Source organism: Paenibacillus phytorum (assembly GCF_013141715.1).
Lineage (GTDB): Bacteria > Bacillota > Bacilli > Paenibacillales > NBRC-103111 > Paenibacillus_E > Paenibacillus_E phytorum.
Genome location: NZ_WHOA01000092.1, coordinates 1 through 20219 on the forward strand (window position 1 = coordinate 1; position 20219 = coordinate 20219).

A 20219-nucleotide genomic window follows, 5' to 3' on the forward strand; every position below is an offset into this window, starting at 1 on the left:
ATTCTACAACAATCTATCCTGTTTCTCTGGTTTTAAAGCTACTTTAGGCTAAAATTGTTGTATTTTTTGCAACAATCGCGTAGATAACGCGGAATAGCTAGCTTATTGTTGTGCAAAGTACAACTTTACACGGATGTGGAAGCGAATGTTAAAGCATTACGTCTTTTGAACGTAGCCACTGCGTTGCATCAACCTTTATAAACACTCTCACAGAGACTTATAAATCTCTGTCTAGCGTGACGGATTCTCCATGGAGGACATGATGAGCGATAAGTGTCTCGGCAGGAACCTCTTCATTGTTAATTTGGTTAATTAAGATGTCGGCTAGTTTAGTGCCGATTTCATCCACATTATAGTCAACTGTTGTTAGTGAGGGATTAATGTATTTTAATACATGAATGTTGTCGAAACCCATGAGTCCAATTTGTTCAGGTACTCGGATTTTACGGGATTTTAACCATTTCAGAATCTCAAGTGCGTACACGTCACTAGAGCACAAGATCGCGCTTTTGCTGTCCGTTTTCTCTATCAATTGCACCAATTCAGCCAAATAATTTTTCTGTGCGATGACGTTATGCCGCATATCGGAGATCTCATCACATGCCTCGATAAAACCAAGATATCGTTGTTCGGGCACATAAATATTTTCTTTTCCCTTTCGCATAAGAGGCGGACTTAAGTAGATCAAGTGCCGATAGCCTTGACTGGAAAGAAAGGCGACTGAGTCTCTGATCGCTTGCTTGTCGTCGATCCAAACATAAGGAAACGGGCCTGAAAGGCGATTGCCAAATGTTACGATAGGTGTCCGCGAGCGAGTCAAAAGAGTTTCAAATTTTTTGTTGAAATTGGTCGGCAATAGTGCGATTCCGTCAACTCTACGATCTAACAAGTTGTTGATATACTCTAGTTCTAGGTCCTTGTCCCGATTAGAAAGGACAAGATAGACGATATAGCCCCGTTTCCTAGCTTCGGCTTCGAATGCATGGAATAGCTGGGAGAAAATCTGGTTATGAATGTCAAACAGCACGATACCTAACGTTTTGGTATGTCCTTTGACAAGACTTTGAGCTAAAAAATGGGGGCGGTAGCCGAGCTCCTCTGCGACCCGCAGTATTTTCACACGAGTCTCCGGATTAATACCGGGACGGTTGTTTAGCGCCCGATCCACCGTTCCCCGTGTAACTCCGCACAGTTCGGCGATTTGTTTACTGGTAATGTTCATGCGGCCTCCGTGAGAATGGGATCTAGTGGTCTAATCGTAGCTTAACAGAGCGGGCTGGTCAATACCCCGTGCTCGTGAACGATATAAGAAAGAGTAAGTATAGGAAAGATGAACTAATTTGTAATAAAAGCGTTTACAAACATGAGGGCATTTGATAAGATAAGGTCGTTCACGTGCACGATTTACGCAATTGGAGCTCACATTGTTAATTTGCCACTCAGATGCAAGAAAAGTGGCGAGGGGGACGCCCCTATCGGTAATAGTATCTTCGGTACAAATTTTTTTAGCCTTTTCCGTGCACGTGCACGGAACTAATCTTCGACCATGATTCAACAACATAGACAGACATCTGGCTGCACCGGGCTAGCTGTTCCGGTAGTGCGTCCCACAATCTGTTAAGGATGGTGTCTCGAATATGAAAAAGGCTTGGGTCCTATTATTGATTCTTTCTCTTGGGTGGTCACTAGTCGCATGCAGCTCGGAAGGTAATACTACTGCAAACAAATCAGGTAAAGCCGAACTTACGTTAGTCTGGAGCAAGAATGAAGCATCCGATGAACAACTTACGAATATTTTGGCCGAGTTCAATAAGCTTAACCCCGATATCACAGTGAAGAGGGTCGAAGTGGTCAGCAATGGTTGGGCCGATTATTTTAATAAGATTCAGACAATGATTGCTGGCGGCAAATCGCCTGACGTTATTCGCGTAGCCATCGAAGGTATCCAGATGTTTGCCAAACAGGACCTTCTTCTCCCGCTGGATCCATATATGAAAACAGATCCCGGTGCTTTGGAAAACTATAGTGATCTGCATCCAAAGCTTCAATCGCCTTTCGTTATTGACAATAAAACGTACGGCTTTGTTTGGGACTGGAATAACGTTGTTATGCACTTCAATACCGATCTTCTCAAGCAAGCCGGGCTATCCGTTCCAAATAAAGGCTGGACGAAGGATGACTTCCTCCAGTACGCTCAAAAGTTGACTTCGGAGAAGGATGGCAAGAAAACATTCGGTTTTGCGATTCCGAATTATTATTTTGGAGCATCTGCATGGTTGTTTAACAATGATGCGAGTGTTCTGAATGACGGTATGACTACGAGTAAGTTAGATGATCCGAATGCGATCGAGATGATGCAATTTTTCCAGGACCTAATTTACAAATATAAAGTTGCGCCGGTTCCAGACCCCAAAGATAACCAAATCCAGATGTTGATCAACGGTCAGATTGCCATGATATCAGCAGGTAAATGGCCATTCGGTACCTATGACAAAAATAAATTCACGAACATTGATGTACAGTTTTTGCCGACGTTCAAGACGAACAAAGTTATTTTCGGTTCAGGGGCGTTCCCTGTGCTTAAATCAACCAAATATCCGGAAGCGGCATATAAACTCGCAGCTTTCCTCAGCGGCGTCTATTCGCAGAAAACGACGCTTTCCAACACATCTATTCCAACCCGCATCTCTGTCATGAACGAAGTATTGCCGAAGACACCTGCTCAGAATTGGAAAGTATATGCAGAAAGCGCCGATATTGCCAAGGCGGTAGAAGCTCCGATGCAGTATGGTGAAATCCAGGGAGTATTCGATCGGCATGTATCGGAGATCCTGTCTAACCAGTCCGATGCAGCGACGGCAATGAAGAAAGCCAAACAAGAAATCGATGCCATCCTGAAAAAATGATGCTGACTCGTGGTATGCTTGCGGCGGTCCAATCGGATCGCCCGGCGTCCCGATTCATGGGAGGGATCTAGCGTGGCAGTCAATCGTAAAATGTCCAACATCATTGTCGGGTTCTTATTTCTGTCGCCTGCTTTGCTATTTTTTATTATATTTATCGGCGAACCGGTTGTGGCAACCATTTATCTCAGTTTCACGAAGTACAACGTAATCACGCCAGCCAAATGGATCGGTTTTGACAACATGAAACATTTACTTGTTGATGATCGGTTATGGCTTACCTATGGCAATACGATCAAGTATGTTGCGATTTTAACGCCGATGCACGTTATTCTCGGGCTGTTAATTGCATTAGCGGTTAACCGGAATATAGCCAAAGGGTGGAAATATCTGTACCGTACGATTTTCTATTTCCCGGTATTAGCGACTTCTGCTGCTGTCGCCGTCGCTTGGCAATTCATTTTCAGCAAGGACTTCGGCATTCTAAATTACTTTCTTAGCAAGTTTGGTGTTGACCCGATTCCTTGGATGCAATCGCCTCAGTGGGTGTACCTGGCCGTTGCGATTTATAGTTTTTGGAAATTTATAGGCAATGCATTTCTTTACTATTTGATCGGCCTTCAAAGCATTCCTGAGCCGCTCTATGAAGCAGCCGAAATTGATGGTGCAAGCAAAATGCAGCGTTTCTTCTTCATCACACTGCCGATGCTTTCCCCTACCATATTCTTCGTTCTGGTTACTACGCTGATTGGTGCGACGCAAATATTCGATGAACCATACCTTATCACCGGGGGCGGTCCTGGCGATGCTTCGCGTTCGGTGAACATGTATATCTATGAGGTCGCCTTCCAACATCATGAGATGGGGTATGCATCTACGCTCTCACTCAGTCTGTTCTTGATCATTCTGTGCGTGACGATCTTGCAATTTTCCATCAGCCATAAGTGGGTAAATTACGATCGGGACTAAAAGGGAGTTGATACTTGTGGAGGTTACCAAGCTGCGGGTTGCAGGGACGGCTAGAAGAACCGTGAGGCGAATCAAACTAGAACGCATCATATTGGATGGCGCTTTGCTTGTGTTCTCTTTTCTCATGCTCACCCCTTTCCTTTGGATTTTCTCCACCTCGCTGCGTCTGCCGAAAGATTCGTTCTCACTGCCGCCTGCCATTTTTCCGACAGCGTGGCACATCGGCAACTATGCAGAGGTGTTCGCAAAGGTACCGTTTTCCGATTTTATTTTCAATAGCTTGAAAATTTGCTTGATCATCGTGATTGGGCATATATTCATCTCAAGCATGGCGGCTTTTGCCTTCTCTCGTATTGCTTTTCCAGGACGCAACGTCCTTTTTCTCGTCTTTCTTTCCGGACTTATGATCCCTGGGCAGGTAACGATCATTCCTCAGTTCATTCTGATGTCGAAGTTAGGTTTGGTCGATACACACTTAGCGCTCATTTTGCCGGGCCTTATCAACCCATTCGGAATATTCATGATTCGGCAAACCATGATGTCCATATCCTATACGTATGACGAAGCTGCTTATATGGACGGTGCTAGCCGATTATGGGTTTTCCTTAAAGTCATCCTTCCCATGTCGTTTCCGGCGATTGCCGTTACCTCGGTAATAAGTTTCATCGCGCATTGGAACGATTTTTTCCGCCCTTTAATTTTTCTGAATTCCTTCGAAAAAATGACGCTGCCGATCGGTATGACGGCATTAACCGGAGCGTTCGGGACGGGGAATTTGTCTTCTATCCTGGCAGGGGTGACATTGTCGCTTATCGTTCCGCTGCTCTTTTATATTTTCGGACAAAAATACTTGCTTGATGGCATTACGGCGGGTGGACTTAAACTGTGAGTGCCTGTCAGGATTTATGAAATCAGTTAGGAACTTAAGGAGGCTAAGAAATGAGCAACAATATAGTAAACGAAAAGTTTCGTATGGACAAAAATTTTATGTATACAGGCGCCAAGACGAGCCAAATCTCTTTTCCGCTTGGCGGGATTGGAACGGGAAGTATCGGTCTCGCCGGTAACGGACGGTTGATTGATTGGGAAATTTTCAACCGGCCCAACAAGCTGAGCTTTAACGGATTCTCTTTCTTTGCCGTAAAGGCGGAATGCAAGGGTGAGGTCAAACTGACCAAAGTGCTCAATGGGGATATGCAGGCACCGTACACTGGAGAAGGGAAAGGCAAATACGAGGGTTATGGGTACGGACCCAGACGGGAAAACATGGCCGGATTTCCGCACTTTACGAATACATCGTTCCGTGGACAATTCCCGTTCGCAGAGATGAGCTTCGACGATGCTGATGACCCGATCACGGTCAAACTAACAGCCTTTAATCCATTCATTCCTCTGAATGATCGGGATTCATCTATACCTTGTGCCATTTTCGAATATGAGGTGACTAATCGGTCAGCGGATGAGTTGGAGATCAGTGTGGTCGGCAATGTGTCAAATCCGTTTCGTCAGGGAGCGGTCAATGAAGCGGTGGAATTCGGCGGACGAAGTGCCATCCGTATGTCTTCCACACAGTATGAAGCGGACGAAGCGGAATTCGGCGATCTGACGTTGATGACTGACAATGATGACGTCAGCTACCAATCGTATTGGTACCGTGGTGGATGGTTCGATAACTTGACCGTATTCTGGAAGGATTTCCGTCGGCCAGGCCGCTTTCAGGAGCGAAATTACGAAGGACCGCGTGAGCTTGATGCGAAAAGGCTGCATGAAAAGCATCAGGATGTTGGCCTGCTGAGCGGGCATCGCACTGTAGCGGCTGGTGGGAAGGTTAAATTCCGCTTCGTGCTTGCCTGGAACTTTCCGAATTGCGTCAACTTCTGGAATCCAGGCAGTGGGGAAGATAGCGGCCGACTACCTTCTTGGAAAAACTACTACTCGACGGTGTTCCGTGACTCCACCGATACGGCAAATTACATCATGGAACACTATGACCGATTGAACAAGGAGACGCGGTTGTTCCAAGAGACACTGTTCCGTTCTACACTTCCCGACACTGTGATTGACGCAATTAGCAGCAATATTTCGATCCTAAAATCCCCTACTGTACTGCGTTTGACTGACGGGACACTTTACGGTTTCGAGGGTGTTCATACGAACGAAGGCTCGTGTGAAGGTTCCTGCTCGCATGTATGGAATTACGAGCAGGCGACAGCCTTCTTGTTCCCGGCTCTTGCCCGTTCGATGCGAAACATCGAGTACAAACACGCCCAGTTTGAGAATGGAAAAATGGCGTTCCGCCTCATGCTGCCGGCCGAGCGAACGACTCGTGATAACACGTTCAGGGCGGCAGCCGACGGTCAGATGGGAGGCGTGATTAAGTCCTACAGGGAATGGAAAATTTCAGGCGATACGGAATGGCTGCGCTCGATTTGGCCGAATGTTCGTAAAGCTCTCGAATATGCCTGGGATCCTACAAACGAAGACCAATGGGATGCCGACAAGGACGGTGTCATGGAAGGGCGCCAACATCATACGCTGGACATGGAATTGTTCGGCCCCAATTCTTGGCTAACGAGCATGTACTTGACTGCGTTGAAGGCGGCAGCAGAGATGGCAAAAGCACTCGGTGAACAGGAGATTGCGGCAGAGTACGATGCTCTTTGCGCCAAAGGGTCCGCTTGGACGAATGAGCATCTGTTCAATGGCCGGTACTTCCATCAGTTGGTCGATCTCAAAGATCAATCAGTCCTCGAAAAATATGGTGCGGAAGAAGTGTACTGGAATGACGAGGCAGGAGAGCATAAATACCAGATTGGTGAAGGCTGCGGCATAGATCAAGTACTCGGGCAATGGTTTGCTCATCTTGTCGGTCTCGGTTATGTCCTTGATCCTGTGAAAGTGAAACGAGCGGTCCAATCGATTTATGACAATAATTATATCGAGAATTTACGCGATTTTCCGAATGCCTGCCGCATTTATGGATTAAATGACGAATCTGGCCTGATGATCTGTACTTGGCCTGACGAGAACAGTCCGGTAGTGCCGGTTCCTTATGCAGACGAATGCATGAATGGCTTCGAATATCAAGCTTCTTGCCATATGATTTATGAAGGGTTCGTGATGGAAGGATTGAATGCCGTTAAGTCTATCCGCGACCGATATGATGGAGAGCGCCGCAACCCATGGAACGAATTCGAATGCGGCAGCAATTATGCACGTTCGATGGCTTCCTATGGCCTGCTTCTTGCTCTAAGCGGCTTCGAATATGATATGGTAGGCGGACATATCGGCTTTAGCCCAAGATGGCAAGCAGAAGATTTCCGTTGTTTCTGGAGCTTGAACGATGGTTGGGGCGAGTTTCGCAGCAGCGATGGACAGCTGGAATTAGAGGTAATGATGGGGGAACTAAGGTTGTCCAGCTTTGGAAGTGGACAGTTGGTTGAGCGAGACGTGAAGAGCGTAACGATTGGCGGGAAAAGCGTCTCCTTTGAACAGGCAGAGGGAAATCTGATATGGAAAGAAAAAATAGTTCTTGAACCGCAAACCATACTTGTCCTACAGTTTTAATACACATGTGTCGGAGCTGGCCCTTCATCTTGTTGGGCTTGCTTTGATATTGAATGGAGGCTATGGAACATGGATGCAAACGAAGTAATTGAATCGGTTGTTGGGCAATTACGTAATGTCCCGGGTATCAGGGCAGTCGTGTTGGGCGGATCTCGGGCCCGTGGTACAGAAACACCGGAATCCGACATTGACATTGGACTCTACTATCAGTCTGGGTACCCGATCGACACGGATGCTCTTGATAGATTAGCATCGGCACTAGACGACGAAGGTCGTAGCGGACTAATTACGCGACTAGGCGGATGGGGACCGTGGATTAATGGCGGCGGCTGGTTAAATGTGGGAGGGTATTCATTGGACCTACTCTACCGTGATATTGAGAACGTAACTGGAGTGATCAACGATTGCCGCCAAGGGAGGATCGACATCCATTATCAGCCAGGGCATCCTCATGGATTTTGCACATCCATATACATGGGAGAAGCGGCGTATTGCCGACCACTCTGGGATCCGGATGGCCTTGTCGCTGAAATGAAGACGTTGACAGATCCGTATCCGGATACCCTTAGGCAAGCGACAGTCTCCAAGTTTATGTGGGAAGCTGAATTTTCCGTATCGAATGCCAAAAAAGCATGGAGTCGCAAGGACGTTTCTTATGCGGCAGGTCATCTCTTTCGGACCGTAAGTTGTTTGACTCAAGTATTATTTGCCTGCAATGGAGTTTATCTTCTGAACGAAAAAGGGGCGGTAGCTCAGTGCAGTCGTTTTCAATTGGCTCCAATTGATTTCGAGTCACGCGTTCAGGAAGGCTTTGCCTGTTTGACAGCTGAGCATTCTGATTTGTCCAAGGCAATTAGCCAATTTGACGTGCTCGTCCGTGAAACGGCAGAGATTGCTTTATAAACGAACTTTCATGCAAAAAGTGCAGCTGATTTCTGCTCAAACAAGCTTTCGATAGGCAGAAGCTGCAAAAACTACATCAAGATTAACCGATTCAGGCTAAAAGGCCGGATTTGGCCTGAATTTGATGTATAAAATGCATGATTACTCGCCCGATGAGTCACTTTCAACAAATTTTGATGTACTTTTTACATCTATGCTTGTCGAGAGCCACCCTCACCCCAAACCATACTTCTGGGGATGCCCAAAAGCCGCTTTGGATGTTATGTGTCTCTGCCAAGTATAGAATCGGCATATTAATCCAAACTATGGTTGATGGAGGTGATCAATTTGAAAGACAAGTCCCAATCCAACCATAACGAGCCGACAATTGCACCGGGTATGAACACGCATGATCCACTTGAAAAAAAAGCGACCGAAGAAGATATTGAAAAGGGCGATGCTACTTCAGTGACTCGGTTATACTTGGATCGTACCCCAGAAGACTAAAGTCATTCATAAATCTCCCATTGGCCGAAAATGGCTAACGGGATTTTGTTATATGTAATCCAGATAAAAAACATACAAGCGGAAAGGTTGACTTCTACATGATTAGCAGCCGGTGTAAAAGGAACGGACGAACATGCTGACTAACCCATACATACCGTTTTCCCGCAATTGGCCTTTGCACTTGATGATCTTCGTGTTTGCTGTGTATTGGGGATTCACGGCCATCGCACCCACTGACCGGATACAATGGCTTATGGAGAGCATACTTCCCGTTATGGTCATACTTGTTCTGGTTTTTACTTATAAAGTTTTCCGTTTCTCTAACGTTTCCTATTTACTCATGTTTATTTTTCTTTGCTTACATACTTATGGGGCTCATTATACCTATCAGGGAACACCGTTTGATATGTGGCTGAAGGCCTCGTTTCATATCCAGAGAAGCTACTACGATCGGGTCGTTCATTTCGCATTCGGTTTGTTCTGGGCATATCCATTCCGTGAATTGCTAACCCGGGCCGCCGCACAGCGTGGTTTTTGGTCTTATGCCATTCCCACAGCAGTTGTTTTCAGTTGCAGCGCCTGTTTTGAAATTATAGAGATGGGGACTGCTTTGGTAGCTGGGCAAAAGGGAGTGGATTATCTCGGGCTGCAAGGTGATGTCTTTGATACTCAAAAAGACATGGGACTTGGATTAGCCGGAGCGGTTATTTCAATGGGCATACTTGCATGGTATCTACACAGAAAGCAGCTCAAATAATCACATTGACGCGCCTCGCTTCGCAACTTATGATGGGGATAACCACGATCTGAATGAAAGGAGAGACCCCACTATGATAGCTTTCGCACGACCCCCTTGCTAAGACGTAACCGCTAGTCCAGCGCGAGCGCCCCCTTATTTGATTGAGCCTAATTAGCCAATCAGATTTAGGAGAGGAGCTCCTTCATGGACTACACATCCAATCTTCCCAAACTATATGCGCTCCGCTTCTTTTCCAGCCTTATACCAGCCTACGTCATCGAGAGGCTTTTCTGGGAGGAGCGGGGTATGACCATTCAGATGGTCGTGTATACAGAAATTATTTACGCCCTGACAATCGTCCTTCTGGAGATTCCGACTGGCATTATGGCCGACAATTGGGGCCGAAAAAGGATGCTAGTACTAAGCGCCCTCTTGGCATGCAGTGAGTTTCTGATTCTATTGTATGCGACGGAATTCTGGCACTTTGCCCTGGTCGTTTTCTTGGCGGGCGTGAGTCGATCGGCCAGCAGCGGCTCAGAAAATGCTTTGCTTTACGATTCCTTAAAGCTGCAAGGGAAGGCCTCTTCGTTCGAAAAGCAACTTGGCAGATTGAATGCCTGCGACTTCGTATCCGCGATACTCGCCGCCTTATGCGGAAGCCTCCTCGCTAGTAAATACGACCTTGAGCTGAACTATTGGATATCACTCGGGAGCACTATAATCGCTCTAGTCCTCTCATTGCTATTGATTGAGCCTGCTGCAGAAGACAGCATTTCTATCGAGGAAGTTATTCCTTTCAAGGCATATGTGGCTGTGTCACTGCGCTTTTTCCGAGCGAATCCAAGAGTCACCCTTGTGATGCTTTCAGCCATGGTGTCAGGTGCAGCCATTGGCTATATCGAAGAATTCTGGCAGTTATACGTGAGCAGATTGGGTGTGCCTGTTGTATACTTCGGCATGTTATCCGCCGCGATCATGCTGCTGCAGCTCCCTGGCAATCTGATGGCACACGTGCTGATACGTTGGTTCAGCTATAGAACGCTGATTTTCATTATTATGGTTGTATTCGCTGTCGGCTTCACCTATGTTGCCATTAGTAAGGATTTCATCGGCCTCACAGCGATGCTCATCATCTGCTTGTTCTCTGGCGTGATGGAGCCGATCGCCACCGGATACTTGCATCACCGGATGAATTCCTCCATGCGGGCAACGATCGATTCGTTCCAGTCATTAGGGGAGAATCTCGTGCACACTCTCGCAGGTCTTGGCTTCGGCTACTTTGCTTCAAAGTATGACGTGTTCGGCGGCTATGGCTTTATTGCACTACTGTGCTACGTTTTTCTCGTTTGGTTCATTGGCGCATCCCGTAAAATTGAACAATAGACACTATGCAACACGAGACGGCGGCCTTAATTGGCTGTCGTATTTTTCTGTATAAAAGCTTGGCCGATGAAGTTTATTGACGAGACGATGTTGTCGCGGTAAAGTACAATTGATTGAATGTTAATGGGGAAGGGTGACCGTATGACGAGTAGTGGGAAATTCGCATGGACATGGACGATACGTGAAGAAGATTTAGAGGAATACGTGAGTATGCATCTGGCTCCATGGCCGGAAATTATGGAAGAGCACACGAAAGCCGGGATTAGGGATTACTCGATCTTTCAAAACGGTGCACAATTTTTTTATTGCTTCATGTGCGATGATGTAGAATCTGCTTTCGCCTATTTAGCAGAAAGCGAAGCTTGTAATCGATGGAATGCGATTACTTCGAAGATGGTCGTCGGTTCCTTCGACTTCCGCGAAGCGGTGCCAATCCAACCGATGCGTGAAGTGTTTTATTTGAAATAGATAGAAGAAGAGCCGTGGGAAGCTGCTTCCCATGGCTCTTTCTATTTCTATCATTGCATCTCTGATCCCGATGTAACCGGAATCGTAATCTCCACTTCCGTACCCTCGCCGGGTACGCTGCGATACGTCAAATTCGCTGGCTCGCCGAAATAGTGGCGAACCTAATGATGATAAGCATGGTCTGAAAGTATTTAATGATAAGCTGAAGCAAGCTGGTATCGAAAAAGTAGTTGCTGAAATGCAGAATCAAGCTAATCCGTTGATTACGAAAAAAAAAGTTGAAGAGAGGTCCGCTTCCTAATTTCAGGAGGTGGACCTTTTTCAACTTTGTTTTGAACGTACCCGACCCCTCCAAAAACAGGAAAGATGTCGAATATGTTAGGGAGTTAATAAATCCCACAACCGAGGAGTCGTTATTATGAAATTGAACAAGCCTTTGATGATCGCAGCTACGTGTGTGGTTGCCACCAGTCTTATGACAGGATCTGCATTTGCAAAATCCGAGAATGGCAACAATGCGGATAAAGCGGATTCGTCCAAACCAGCAGTAGAACTAAATGTGAAAGTTAAAGAAGATAAGGATGCAACTGTAACCTCCGATACATACAATGACCATGGCAAAAACGGTTATCAGGGTCTTCTTAATGCGCTCGAGAATGTAAAGGATAAGCCAGCCGGAGCTGTTATTGCAGATCTGCTCTTGACGAAATACGGTACTCAAATTAGCGATCAATTAAAGGCTGAGCTTGATGCGATCAAAGATCGCGATGCTGCTCTTTCTGCTGTTGCCGATGTACTGGTCGAGCAGGGTAGTGTAACCGATGCGGTTTATGTTCAAAAGGAAGCCGTAAAAGCGAACTTAAAGAACTTGAATTCCTACAAGAAGCTGGGCAAACTTTTTGAAAAGCTAGGTAAAAAAGGTGTGTTTTTGTATGTAAATGGTGAGGAGCCTACTTTGGAAGTTAATCCTTTCATTAAAGATGGCAGCACATTGGTACCTTTCCGTGCGATTTCCGAATCTCTAAAAGCCGAAGTAACATGGAACGCCGAAGAACGTTCGGTAACCGTTACTCGTGGTGGAATTACAGTTAAGCTCTTTATCGATAGCACGAAAGCTACTGTAGACGGTAAAGAAGTAACATTGGAAGTTCCTGCGGCTATCGTTGAAGGCAACACGGTTGTACCGGTTCGTTTCATTAGCGAAGCTCTAAAAGCTACGGTTAAATGGGAAGAAGAAACGAAGTCCGTCGTGATTTACGAAGAACAATAAGTTTTTGTTCCATGTGGAGCTTACCTACGGGTAGGCTCTTTTTATTTAGGCTATTAACCGGTCAAAACACATGCAGAACCTAGCTAATCCTTGATTGCGAAAAAGGAGCTGTATTAAGGAGGAACTGTTTGTTGTAGAGCTGAGAGCGTCGAAATGGCGTTTAATGCAGTAGGTTTAGAGGTTTTGAGCCTTTGAGGAGCCGAAAAGCGGTCCGCGTCATAATCATTGCTATACGTCCCCGGTCTATCGGGAGAAAGTCACGATCATGAACAAGCAGTTGGCGGAGCGCTATGCGAAGCATCCTGCCGTAGTTGGCTGGCATATCTCCAATGAATATGGAGGGAATGCCACTGTAACTATTGTCAGGAAGTTTTCCGCGGATGGCTGAAGCGCAAGTACGTAACGCTTGATGCGCTCAACATGGCGTGGTGGACTTCATTTTGGAGCCATACGTATACGAATTGGTCTCAGATTGAATCACGTGCATCTCACGGATGCTTATGAAGGTCTTAATTACTGGAAGTTCGCCGATGTGAATGAGTTCATCTTCCTCATGAATTTTAGCAGTAAAACCCACGCCATTACACTGGATGAACATGCATATACAGACATGCTAGCCTCGGATTCAGCGTCGACTGTGAAGATCAGTTCAAGCTTGCTGCTCCAGCCTTACAGAGTTCGGATACTGAAGAGAAGTAAACGCTAGAATTCGTTAGAGCGCGCTTAATTCCATAAACGAAAGAGGATGTCTGGCTATAAATTCCAGCATCCTTTTTGTTACCCTTAAAGGGAATTGGAACATCCATCACGAAGACTCTCTCCAACATGAACCTTATTCAGCGAAGAAAAGTGGTGACGTTGCATGAAATCAGGCATAAGCAAGTGGTTTAATGAAATACGCAATCTGCGTATTAAAGCGAAGCTATTTTTGCTCATTACAATATCTATGGCTGTCAGTTCTTGCATCTCATTGGTGGGGCTCCAGATTGCCTATTCGATTTATGATCAGCAAATTTATGAGAAATCATCTCAGGTTCTGAATCTATCATCCACCTTGATTGAGAACGAGTTAAACAAAGTGGAACGATTGACCTTTAGTATCATGACGGATGAACAAATTCAGCAAAATTTGATCGTGATGAACGAGGATGAATCCGATTACAATCGTATCCAATCACGTGCCAAGCTTGTGGATCGGCTCGTGCAATACATTAATACAGAGACGTATATCATTGCAGCTGATATAACCGATGTGAAGGGAAGCAGCTATTCCAGCGGAAATTTGACAACGCTCTCATCAGAGCGGAGAGACCTTATCCAAACGACGGCTAACCGAGGCAATGGCACCTTGGGGTGGGTGAACCCGGACGCGGAGGATTACAGTTTAATTGCTGCCAGACAAATTCGTTCCTTCGACAAATTAGAGCTAAACAAGCTGGGCACCTTGGTGCTGCATGTGAATTTAGACAAAATTGTTAACCAATACGCAAGAGAAGCTGTAACGAGGGACGGCGAACTCGTCATTGTATCAGACAGGAATTTAGTATACCCGCGCGCAGCTAGTATGAAATCCTTGCTTAGTGAGGGCAATCCAGCGGAGTCGGCATCCAAGGGCTTTCGCATTATGGAACAGGACGGAGAGAAATATTTCGTTTCCCATATTCACTCTGATTATTTGGGCTGGACGTATTACAACACCCTGCCCTTCCAAACCATCTTTTATCATATTATTTTGATGAAAAACTGGATGATTGCCGCATTCCTGCTTAGCTTTTTCCTCCTTGTCGGGTTTGGGATGACGGTTGCAAGGAGCGTAACAAGGCCGATTGAAGGCTTAATTACCAACATGCGTGGCTTGCAAATTAGTGATTTAGAGAAGTCCGAACTGCCGACGATCGCGCCATTATCCCAGCAGATGGATGAGGTAGGCATGCTGCAGCGTACGTATCGCATGATGCTAGTGCGTATTCAAGAGCTGATCAAAGAGAACTACACGAAACAGTTGATCATCAAAGAAACCGAATTTCGTTCCCTGCAGGCGCAGATTAATCCGCATTTTCTTTACAATACGCTAGAATCAATCAACTGGATCTCCAAGATGAATGGACAGAAGCAAGTGTCCCAGATGGTTGAATCCCTCGGTTATTTGCTCCGTTCGTCGATTAGTCTGAAGCAGGATATCATCACCGTGGAAGATGAACTTCAGCTTGTGCAGCATTATATTACGATTCAAAGGGTTAGATTTGAAGAACGGCTCGATTTTCGACTCGATGTTCCGGAACCATTAAGAACTAACCGTATACCGAAGCTGACGCTGCAGCCGCTTTTGGAAAATGCGATTAAATATGCGGTAGAAGTCATGCTAGAGCCATGTATCATTCAAATTATTGGCCGAGAAGAAGGCGAATCCATTTTGCTCATCGTGGAGGATAATGGACCCGGTATTGATGAAGCCTATTTAGAGCAGATCCTAACAGGAGAACGTAAATCCAGAGGTACGGGTATCGGTTTGAAAAATATTGATGAACGGATCAAGCTGTCCTTTGGCGATGAGTTCGGCATCCAAGTAGAAAATCGCGCGGGCGGCGGTGCTCGCATTACAGTCCGTATTCCTATTACGAAAAGAGGGTAACTGCTTATGTATAAAGTGCTGTTAGTTGATGACGAACGGATGATTCTGGAGGGTATTTCTTCCATTGTGGACTGGCAATCGGTGGATACACAGTTAGTTGGAACAGCGCGAAATGGTGTTGAAGCCTACGCTTTCGTGTGTGAACATGCACCCGACATTATTATTAGTGATATTCGCATGCCTGGTATGGATGGACTCGGGCTTGTAGCCCGAGTAAAAGAAACCCATCCGCACATCCGGTTCATTATGCTTTCTGGGTTCGATGAATTCGAATATGCCCAAATCGCCATGCAGTATGGGGTGAAGCATTATTTATTAAAGCCCTGCAACGAGAACAGCATTCTGAAGGCTTTAAGCGAAATTGCTGCGGAATATAAACAGGAAGAGAGCAAGGAAGGCTTTATTCAGTCGATGAAGGCGAATTTGCGGAAGGTACTGCCCCATGTGAAGGAACAGTTTCTGAAGGAGTTCGTAACGAATAAGTCGTATGGAAGCCGTGATTGGGATTATTATCAGGATTTATTTGGGCTGCAGGTTAGCGGAAAGAAAGTGCGCTTATTGCTTTTCCGTCTGGAAGACAAGTTCGAATATGAGCATCTTTTTACCGTGAAAAACATTGCTGAGGATATTCTCGATGAACCTCTGCTAAGCTCAACCATAGCCGAGCAAATTCTGATTATGATTGAGGACCAAGAAGACATGGAGCGATTACAGGAGCAAATCAAAGAGATACGACGTATCTTTATGCTCTATTACAAAATTGATACAACTGTCGCCTTAAGTGAAGCAGGAGATATCGTAGAGGCGAGACGCCTTTACTTGCAAGCGCTTGATTGTTTGGGCCATCGCTTTTATCTCGGTGAAGGCGGACTGATTACGATGCGTGATATCCTGGATTCCACCCTTCTGAGCAAAACTGATTTCGTCTATGACGAAGATCGGATTCTGTTCCCGATCCGGGCATGCAATTGGGAGGAAGCAGAAGCGAGCATTGAAACGTTTCACGAACAACTGTCCAATTCCCGACTCGATATTCAGACGACCAAGTCGTATGTCATTCAAATATTTATTTCCATAACGCGACTATGCACTGAAGAGCAAATGAATCATTACATGGGGCTGATCGGTCAAATATCTCAATTGGAAACCCTGCAAGCGAGCATCCATTTGCTGAAACAAATCGCAGCCGAAATCACGCTAATTAACTTCGAACAAAATAAAAATAAACATTCACAAGTCGTTCAGAAGGTTATTGATATCGTCAATTCTGAGCTAGCCAACGCTGAACTTTCTCTCAATTGGGTAGCCCACCAGATGCTGTATATGAACCCGGATTATTTGGGGAAATTGTTCAAGAAAGAGACGGGAGAACGTTTCTCTAACTATGTGGTCACCGTAAGGATTAAGAAAGCAATGGAGATGATTAGACATCATGATGATGTAAAAATGTTCGAACTAGCGGAACAGCTGGGTTTTGGCGACAATCCGCAATACTTCTCTCAAGTGTTTAAAAAGATCGCAGGCTGCGCTCCTTCCGAGTATAAGAAGTTGACGCTATAATTCTTGTTTTCACTGTTTTTTGAACATTTATCGCGGTAAATTAGATTCAACTTTCGCTCTTCCAAGCTGATAATAAGAAGTGTGGAGCGCAGGTGACTCATAGGGGGAAGCTAACTATGAAACGCATACCAATACCAGTCCTGCTCCTAGTCATGTTGTTGTTAACCATCATCGGATGCAGCTCGAGTCAGCAATCAGCGAATGGGGGAACTGGGGCATCAAGAACGATAGAAACTGCGAAAACTGAAAGCAAGCATGACATTAAGCTTCGAATCGCTTGGTGGGGTGGTCAAGCCAGACATGACTACACTTTGAAGCTGATAGAGTTATACCAACAGCAGAATCCAGGCGTGAAGATCGATACGGAGTATGCCGGCTTCGATGATTATTGGAAAAAGCTGGCGCCGCAAGCCGCGGCCAACCAACTGCCGGATATTATCCAGATGGATATCTCGTACTTAAATCAATACAGTTCGAAGAATCAGCTGGAAGATTTAACAGAGCTTACGAGTAACGGAACGCTAGATGTTCGTTCAGCTTCAGCGGAAACGATAGACTCTGGACGAATTGGCGGCAAGCTTTACGGTATTCCTCTTGGGGTGAATGCGATGGGGGCGACCTTCGATGCAGCGCTGCTGAAGCAGGCTGGTATCGCTTCGATTCCTGTGAACTGGACTTGGTCTGATCTGGAGCAAATCGCTAGGCAAATGAAGGGGCAAGGTAAAGTGCTCGATCATATGCGATTCGATCAGTTCTTTCCTTACTACTTGCGTACGCAAAATCAGCACTATTTTAGCTCGGATGGTACGAGTCTTGGTTATAGTGATCCCCAATATTTTATAGATTACTTCACGATGTATCTCAAATGGTACGATGCCGGCTACATGCGGAACTGGGATAAAGAGTCTTTAACCAAATTGACACCGGAGGAGAATCCGGTTGCCCTTGGTGATGGGTTCATGACGATGGCATGGTCGAATCAATTCGTGACTCTGCAGGAAGCCGCTAAGAAGTCATTGAGCATGATAGGGCTGCCGGGTCCAAATGGGAAGCAAGGACTTTATTTGAAGCCAACCATGCTGTTCTCTATTTCGAAAAGCTCGAAGCAGAAAACGGAAGCAGCAAAATTTATTTCTTGGTTTATTAATGATTTGGAAGCGAATAAGCTCATAAATGGAGACCGAGGGATTCCGATTTCGGCTGCTGTTAAAGAAGGTCTGAAACCCACACTGACAGAGGCAGATCAGAAAGTCTATGACTACGTCGCTTGGGCGCAGCTGAACAGCAGTGTTATGGATCCACCGGATCCGCCAGGGGCTGCAGAAGTAAGCAAGCTGCTTCGGGATATGCAAGAGCAAATCTTGTATAGGAAGCTCTCGGTGGAGAAGGCGGCAGCCAGATTTATGAACGATGCTAACACAATTCTCGCCAAAAATAAGAAATAAGAACTTTTTAAGCAGCTTTACAAAGGGGGGAAAGGGTAGCTTCATACAAGCCGCCCTCCCCAAATAAACAGAAATTGACGAATGTAAGGGAGTGGAACTATGAAACTACGTGAAAATGATCACATAGTCGGTTATGTGTTTATATCACCTTTCATCCTGGGTTTTCTGATCTTCACGCTGTTTCCGATGTTTTCATCGTTGTACTTTTCATTTACCGAGTACGATTTGCTCTCGGCTCCAAGATGGGTGGGACTCTCTAATTACGAGAAAATGTTCACGGATGACGACAAAATCATGGATTCCATCCGAGTGACACTGACTTATGTACTTACGTCCGTACCCCTGCGACTCATTATTGCATTGCTCGTCGCCATGCTTCTGAATCGCGCGGTAAAAGGAATTGGCTTATACCGAGCCACGTATTACTTACCGTCATTGATTGGCGGCAGCGTAGCGGTATCCATTATGTGGCGACAAATATTCGGAGATAAAGGACTAATCAACGCTTTTCTAGGAAACATTGGCATCCACACCAGTACATCTTGGATTGGTTACCCGGCAACGGCGCTTGGAACGTTAGTACTGCTTTCGGTTTGGCAGTTTGGTTCCTCCATGTTGATTTTTCTCGCAGGACTCAAGAATATTCCGGGAACTTATTATGAGGCTGCAAGTGTTGATGGCGCTGGACCGATTCGCAAATTTTTCCACATCACACTGCCTTTGTTAAGTCCGATTATTCTCTTTAATTTAATCCTGCAAACGATTTCAGGCTTCTTAACCTTTACCCCGGCCTATATCATTTCCAATGGGGAGGGCGGGCCGCTGAACAATACCTTGCTGTATTCACTCTATTTATTCCATCGAGCATTCGTCTTCTTCGAAATGGGTTACGCTTCGGCCATGGCTTGGTTCATGTTGATCCTAATCGGACTCATTACCTTAGTGATTTTCAAAACATCGAAATATTGGGTTCATTACGAAAGCTAGGAGGGGTAGACCATGGTTATACGAGTCAAAAATGTGAAGACACTGCTGTATCATCTCGTCGTTTGTATCATCGCGATAACTGCGATTTATCCGATCCTGTGGCTGGTTGCCAGCTCACTGAAGCCGAATGATGAAATCTATACAACGGCTACCAGTCTGATCCCAAGTCGGCTCGAGTGGAACAATTATGTGTCGGGCTGGAAAGGTTTTGCGGGCAATACGTTTGCTACATTCATGAAAAATTCGTTCATTATTGTTATTCTTTCGACGATAGGTGCGGTGGTTTCCTCCGCTTTAGTCGGATATGGATTTGCCCGGATTCGTTTTGCCGGAAGCAAATTCTGGTTTTCAGCGGTTATGCTTACTTTGCTGCTTCCTCAAGACGTAACGATTATTTCTCAATATATTTTATTTGCCAAAATAGGCTGGTTATCCAGTTTTAAACCAATTATTGTGCCACAGTTCTTTGGGATTCCGTTCTTCATCTTCTTGATCATGCAGTTTATTCGTACGATTCCTCCAGAATTGGATGAAGCCGCGAAAATGGACGGCTGCAGCAAATACAGCATCTTTTACAAAATTATCGTACCTTTAATTGTTCCGGCACTCGTGACGTCGGCGATTTTCTCCTTCTATTGGAGATGGGATGATTTCTACACGCCGCTGCTTTATTTGAACAATCCAAGTCAATATCCGGTTTCCTTAGCCCTAAAGCTTTTCTTGGATAGCGAGTCGTTGAATAACTGGGGTGGTATGTTTGCCATGTCGACGTTATCACTTGTCCCGATTTTCGTAGTTTTCATCATATTCCAGAAGTACATTGTTGACGGGATTTCGACGAGCGGTTTGAAAGGATAAGAAAAGATGATTACAAACATAGAAAATAGCCAACTACAGGGAGGAAATG

The 20219-nt window shown here is 45.6% G+C and carries 18 protein-coding genes and 1 pseudogene; 18 read left to right on the top strand and 1 reads right to left on the bottom strand.

Translation table 11 applies throughout. The features are described from left to right. Nucleotides 1-217: 217 nt before the first annotated feature. Nucleotides 218-1222: a LacI family DNA-binding transcriptional regulator gene (locus GC098_RS13365; RefSeq protein ID WP_171643650.1), complete on the bottom strand. Its 1005-nt coding sequence runs from the start codon at nucleotides 1220-1222 to the stop codon at nucleotides 218-220. A gap of 415 nt (nucleotides 1223-1637) precedes the next feature. On the opposite strand from GC098_RS13365, the gene GC098_RS13370 reads away from it, so the two are divergent. From GC098_RS13370 to GC098_RS13450, 18 genes and pseudogenes are all read left to right on the top strand, one after another. After that, the gene (locus GC098_RS13370; protein WP_171643651.1) at nucleotides 1638-2906 is read left to right on the top strand and encodes an ABC transporter substrate-binding protein; all 1269 of its coding nucleotides are present in this window, start codon (nucleotides 1638-1640) and stop codon (nucleotides 2904-2906) included. 72 nt (nucleotides 2907-2978) lie between these two features. Continuing rightward, a complete protein-coding gene (locus GC098_RS13375; RefSeq protein WP_171643652.1) occupies nucleotides 2979-3872 on the top strand; it encodes a carbohydrate ABC transporter permease in 894 nt (297 codons plus the stop codon). Nucleotides 3873-3888: 16 nt separating this feature from the next. Next, nucleotides 3889-4761 (top strand): carbohydrate ABC transporter permease, encoded by an 873-nt coding sequence (locus tag GC098_RS41185; RefSeq protein WP_171643653.1) that lies wholly within the window; start codon nucleotides 3889-3891, stop codon nucleotides 4759-4761. Between the two features lie 50 nt (nucleotides 4762-4811). After that, nucleotides 4812-7439, top strand: coding sequence for a GH116 family glycosyl-hydrolase (locus tag GC098_RS13385; protein WP_171643654.1), 2628 nt, complete (start codon nucleotides 4812-4814; stop codon nucleotides 7437-7439). Between the two features lie 69 nt (nucleotides 7440-7508). Then, entirely contained in the window at nucleotides 7509-8342 is an 834-nt protein-coding gene (locus GC098_RS13390; RefSeq protein ID WP_171643655.1) for a nucleotidyltransferase domain-containing protein, read from the top strand. 327 nt (nucleotides 8343-8669) lie between these two features. Further along, complete coding sequence (locus GC098_RS13395) at nucleotides 8670-8828, top strand: hypothetical protein (protein ID WP_171643649.1); 159 nt, start codon at nucleotides 8670-8672, stop codon at nucleotides 8826-8828. A gap of 133 nt (nucleotides 8829-8961) precedes the next feature. Beyond that, on the top strand, nucleotides 8962-9585 hold the full coding sequence (locus tag GC098_RS13400) for a DUF2238 domain-containing protein (protein ID WP_171643656.1): 624 nt from the start codon (nucleotides 8962-8964) through the stop codon (nucleotides 9583-9585). Between the two features lie 186 nt (nucleotides 9586-9771). Next, complete coding sequence (locus GC098_RS13405; protein ID WP_171643657.1) at nucleotides 9772-10950, top strand: MFS transporter; 1179 nt, start codon at nucleotides 9772-9774, stop codon at nucleotides 10948-10950. A 123-nt stretch (nucleotides 10951-11073) separates the two neighbouring features. After that, on the top strand, nucleotides 11074-11418 hold the full coding sequence (locus GC098_RS13410) for an L-rhamnose mutarotase (protein ID WP_246358591.1): 345 nt from the start codon (nucleotides 11074-11076) through the stop codon (nucleotides 11416-11418). Between the two features lie 136 nt (nucleotides 11419-11554). Continuing rightward, nucleotides 11555-11719 (top strand): DUF3502 domain-containing protein, encoded by a 165-nt coding sequence (locus GC098_RS41560; protein WP_376773874.1) that lies wholly within the window; start codon nucleotides 11555-11557, stop codon nucleotides 11717-11719. 117 nt (nucleotides 11720-11836) lie between these two features. Then, nucleotides 11837-12688 carry a copper amine oxidase N-terminal domain-containing protein gene (locus GC098_RS13415; protein WP_171643658.1) on the top strand — a complete coding sequence of 284 codons (852 nt, stop codon included), beginning with the start codon at nucleotides 11837-11839 and terminating at the stop codon, nucleotides 12686-12688. A 208-nt stretch (nucleotides 12689-12896) separates the two neighbouring features. Then, nucleotides 12897-13183: pseudogene (locus tag GC098_RS13420) on the top strand (beta-galactosidase); the annotation flags it as partial. Beyond that, nucleotides 13098-13394 (top strand): Beta-galactosidase C-terminal domain, encoded by a 297-nt coding sequence (locus tag GC098_RS41565; protein ID WP_376773871.1) that lies wholly within the window; start codon nucleotides 13098-13100, stop codon nucleotides 13392-13394. The pseudogene GC098_RS13420 and the gene GC098_RS41565, both read left to right, overlap by 86 nt. A 156-nt stretch (nucleotides 13395-13550) precedes the next feature. Next, nucleotides 13551-15320, top strand: coding sequence for a cache domain-containing sensor histidine kinase (locus GC098_RS13430; protein ID WP_171643660.1), 1770 nt, complete (start codon nucleotides 13551-13553; stop codon nucleotides 15318-15320). A gap of 6 nt (nucleotides 15321-15326) precedes the next feature. Then, nucleotides 15327-16880, top strand: a complete 1554-nt coding sequence (locus GC098_RS13435; RefSeq protein WP_171643661.1) for a response regulator — start codon at nucleotides 15327-15329, stop codon at nucleotides 16878-16880. A gap of 116 nt (nucleotides 16881-16996) precedes the next feature. Beyond that, a complete protein-coding gene (locus tag GC098_RS13440) occupies nucleotides 16997-18325 on the top strand; it encodes an ABC transporter substrate-binding protein (protein ID WP_171643662.1) in 1329 nt (442 codons plus the stop codon). Nucleotides 18326-18424: 99 nt separating this feature from the next. Further along, complete coding sequence (locus GC098_RS13445) at nucleotides 18425-19312, top strand: carbohydrate ABC transporter permease (RefSeq protein WP_171643663.1); 888 nt, start codon at nucleotides 18425-18427, stop codon at nucleotides 19310-19312. Nucleotides 19313-19324: 12 nt separating this feature from the next. Further along, nucleotides 19325-20170, top strand: a complete 846-nt coding sequence (locus GC098_RS13450) for a carbohydrate ABC transporter permease (protein ID WP_171643664.1) — start codon at nucleotides 19325-19327, stop codon at nucleotides 20168-20170. The last annotated feature ends 49 nt before the right edge of the window (nucleotides 20171-20219 follow it).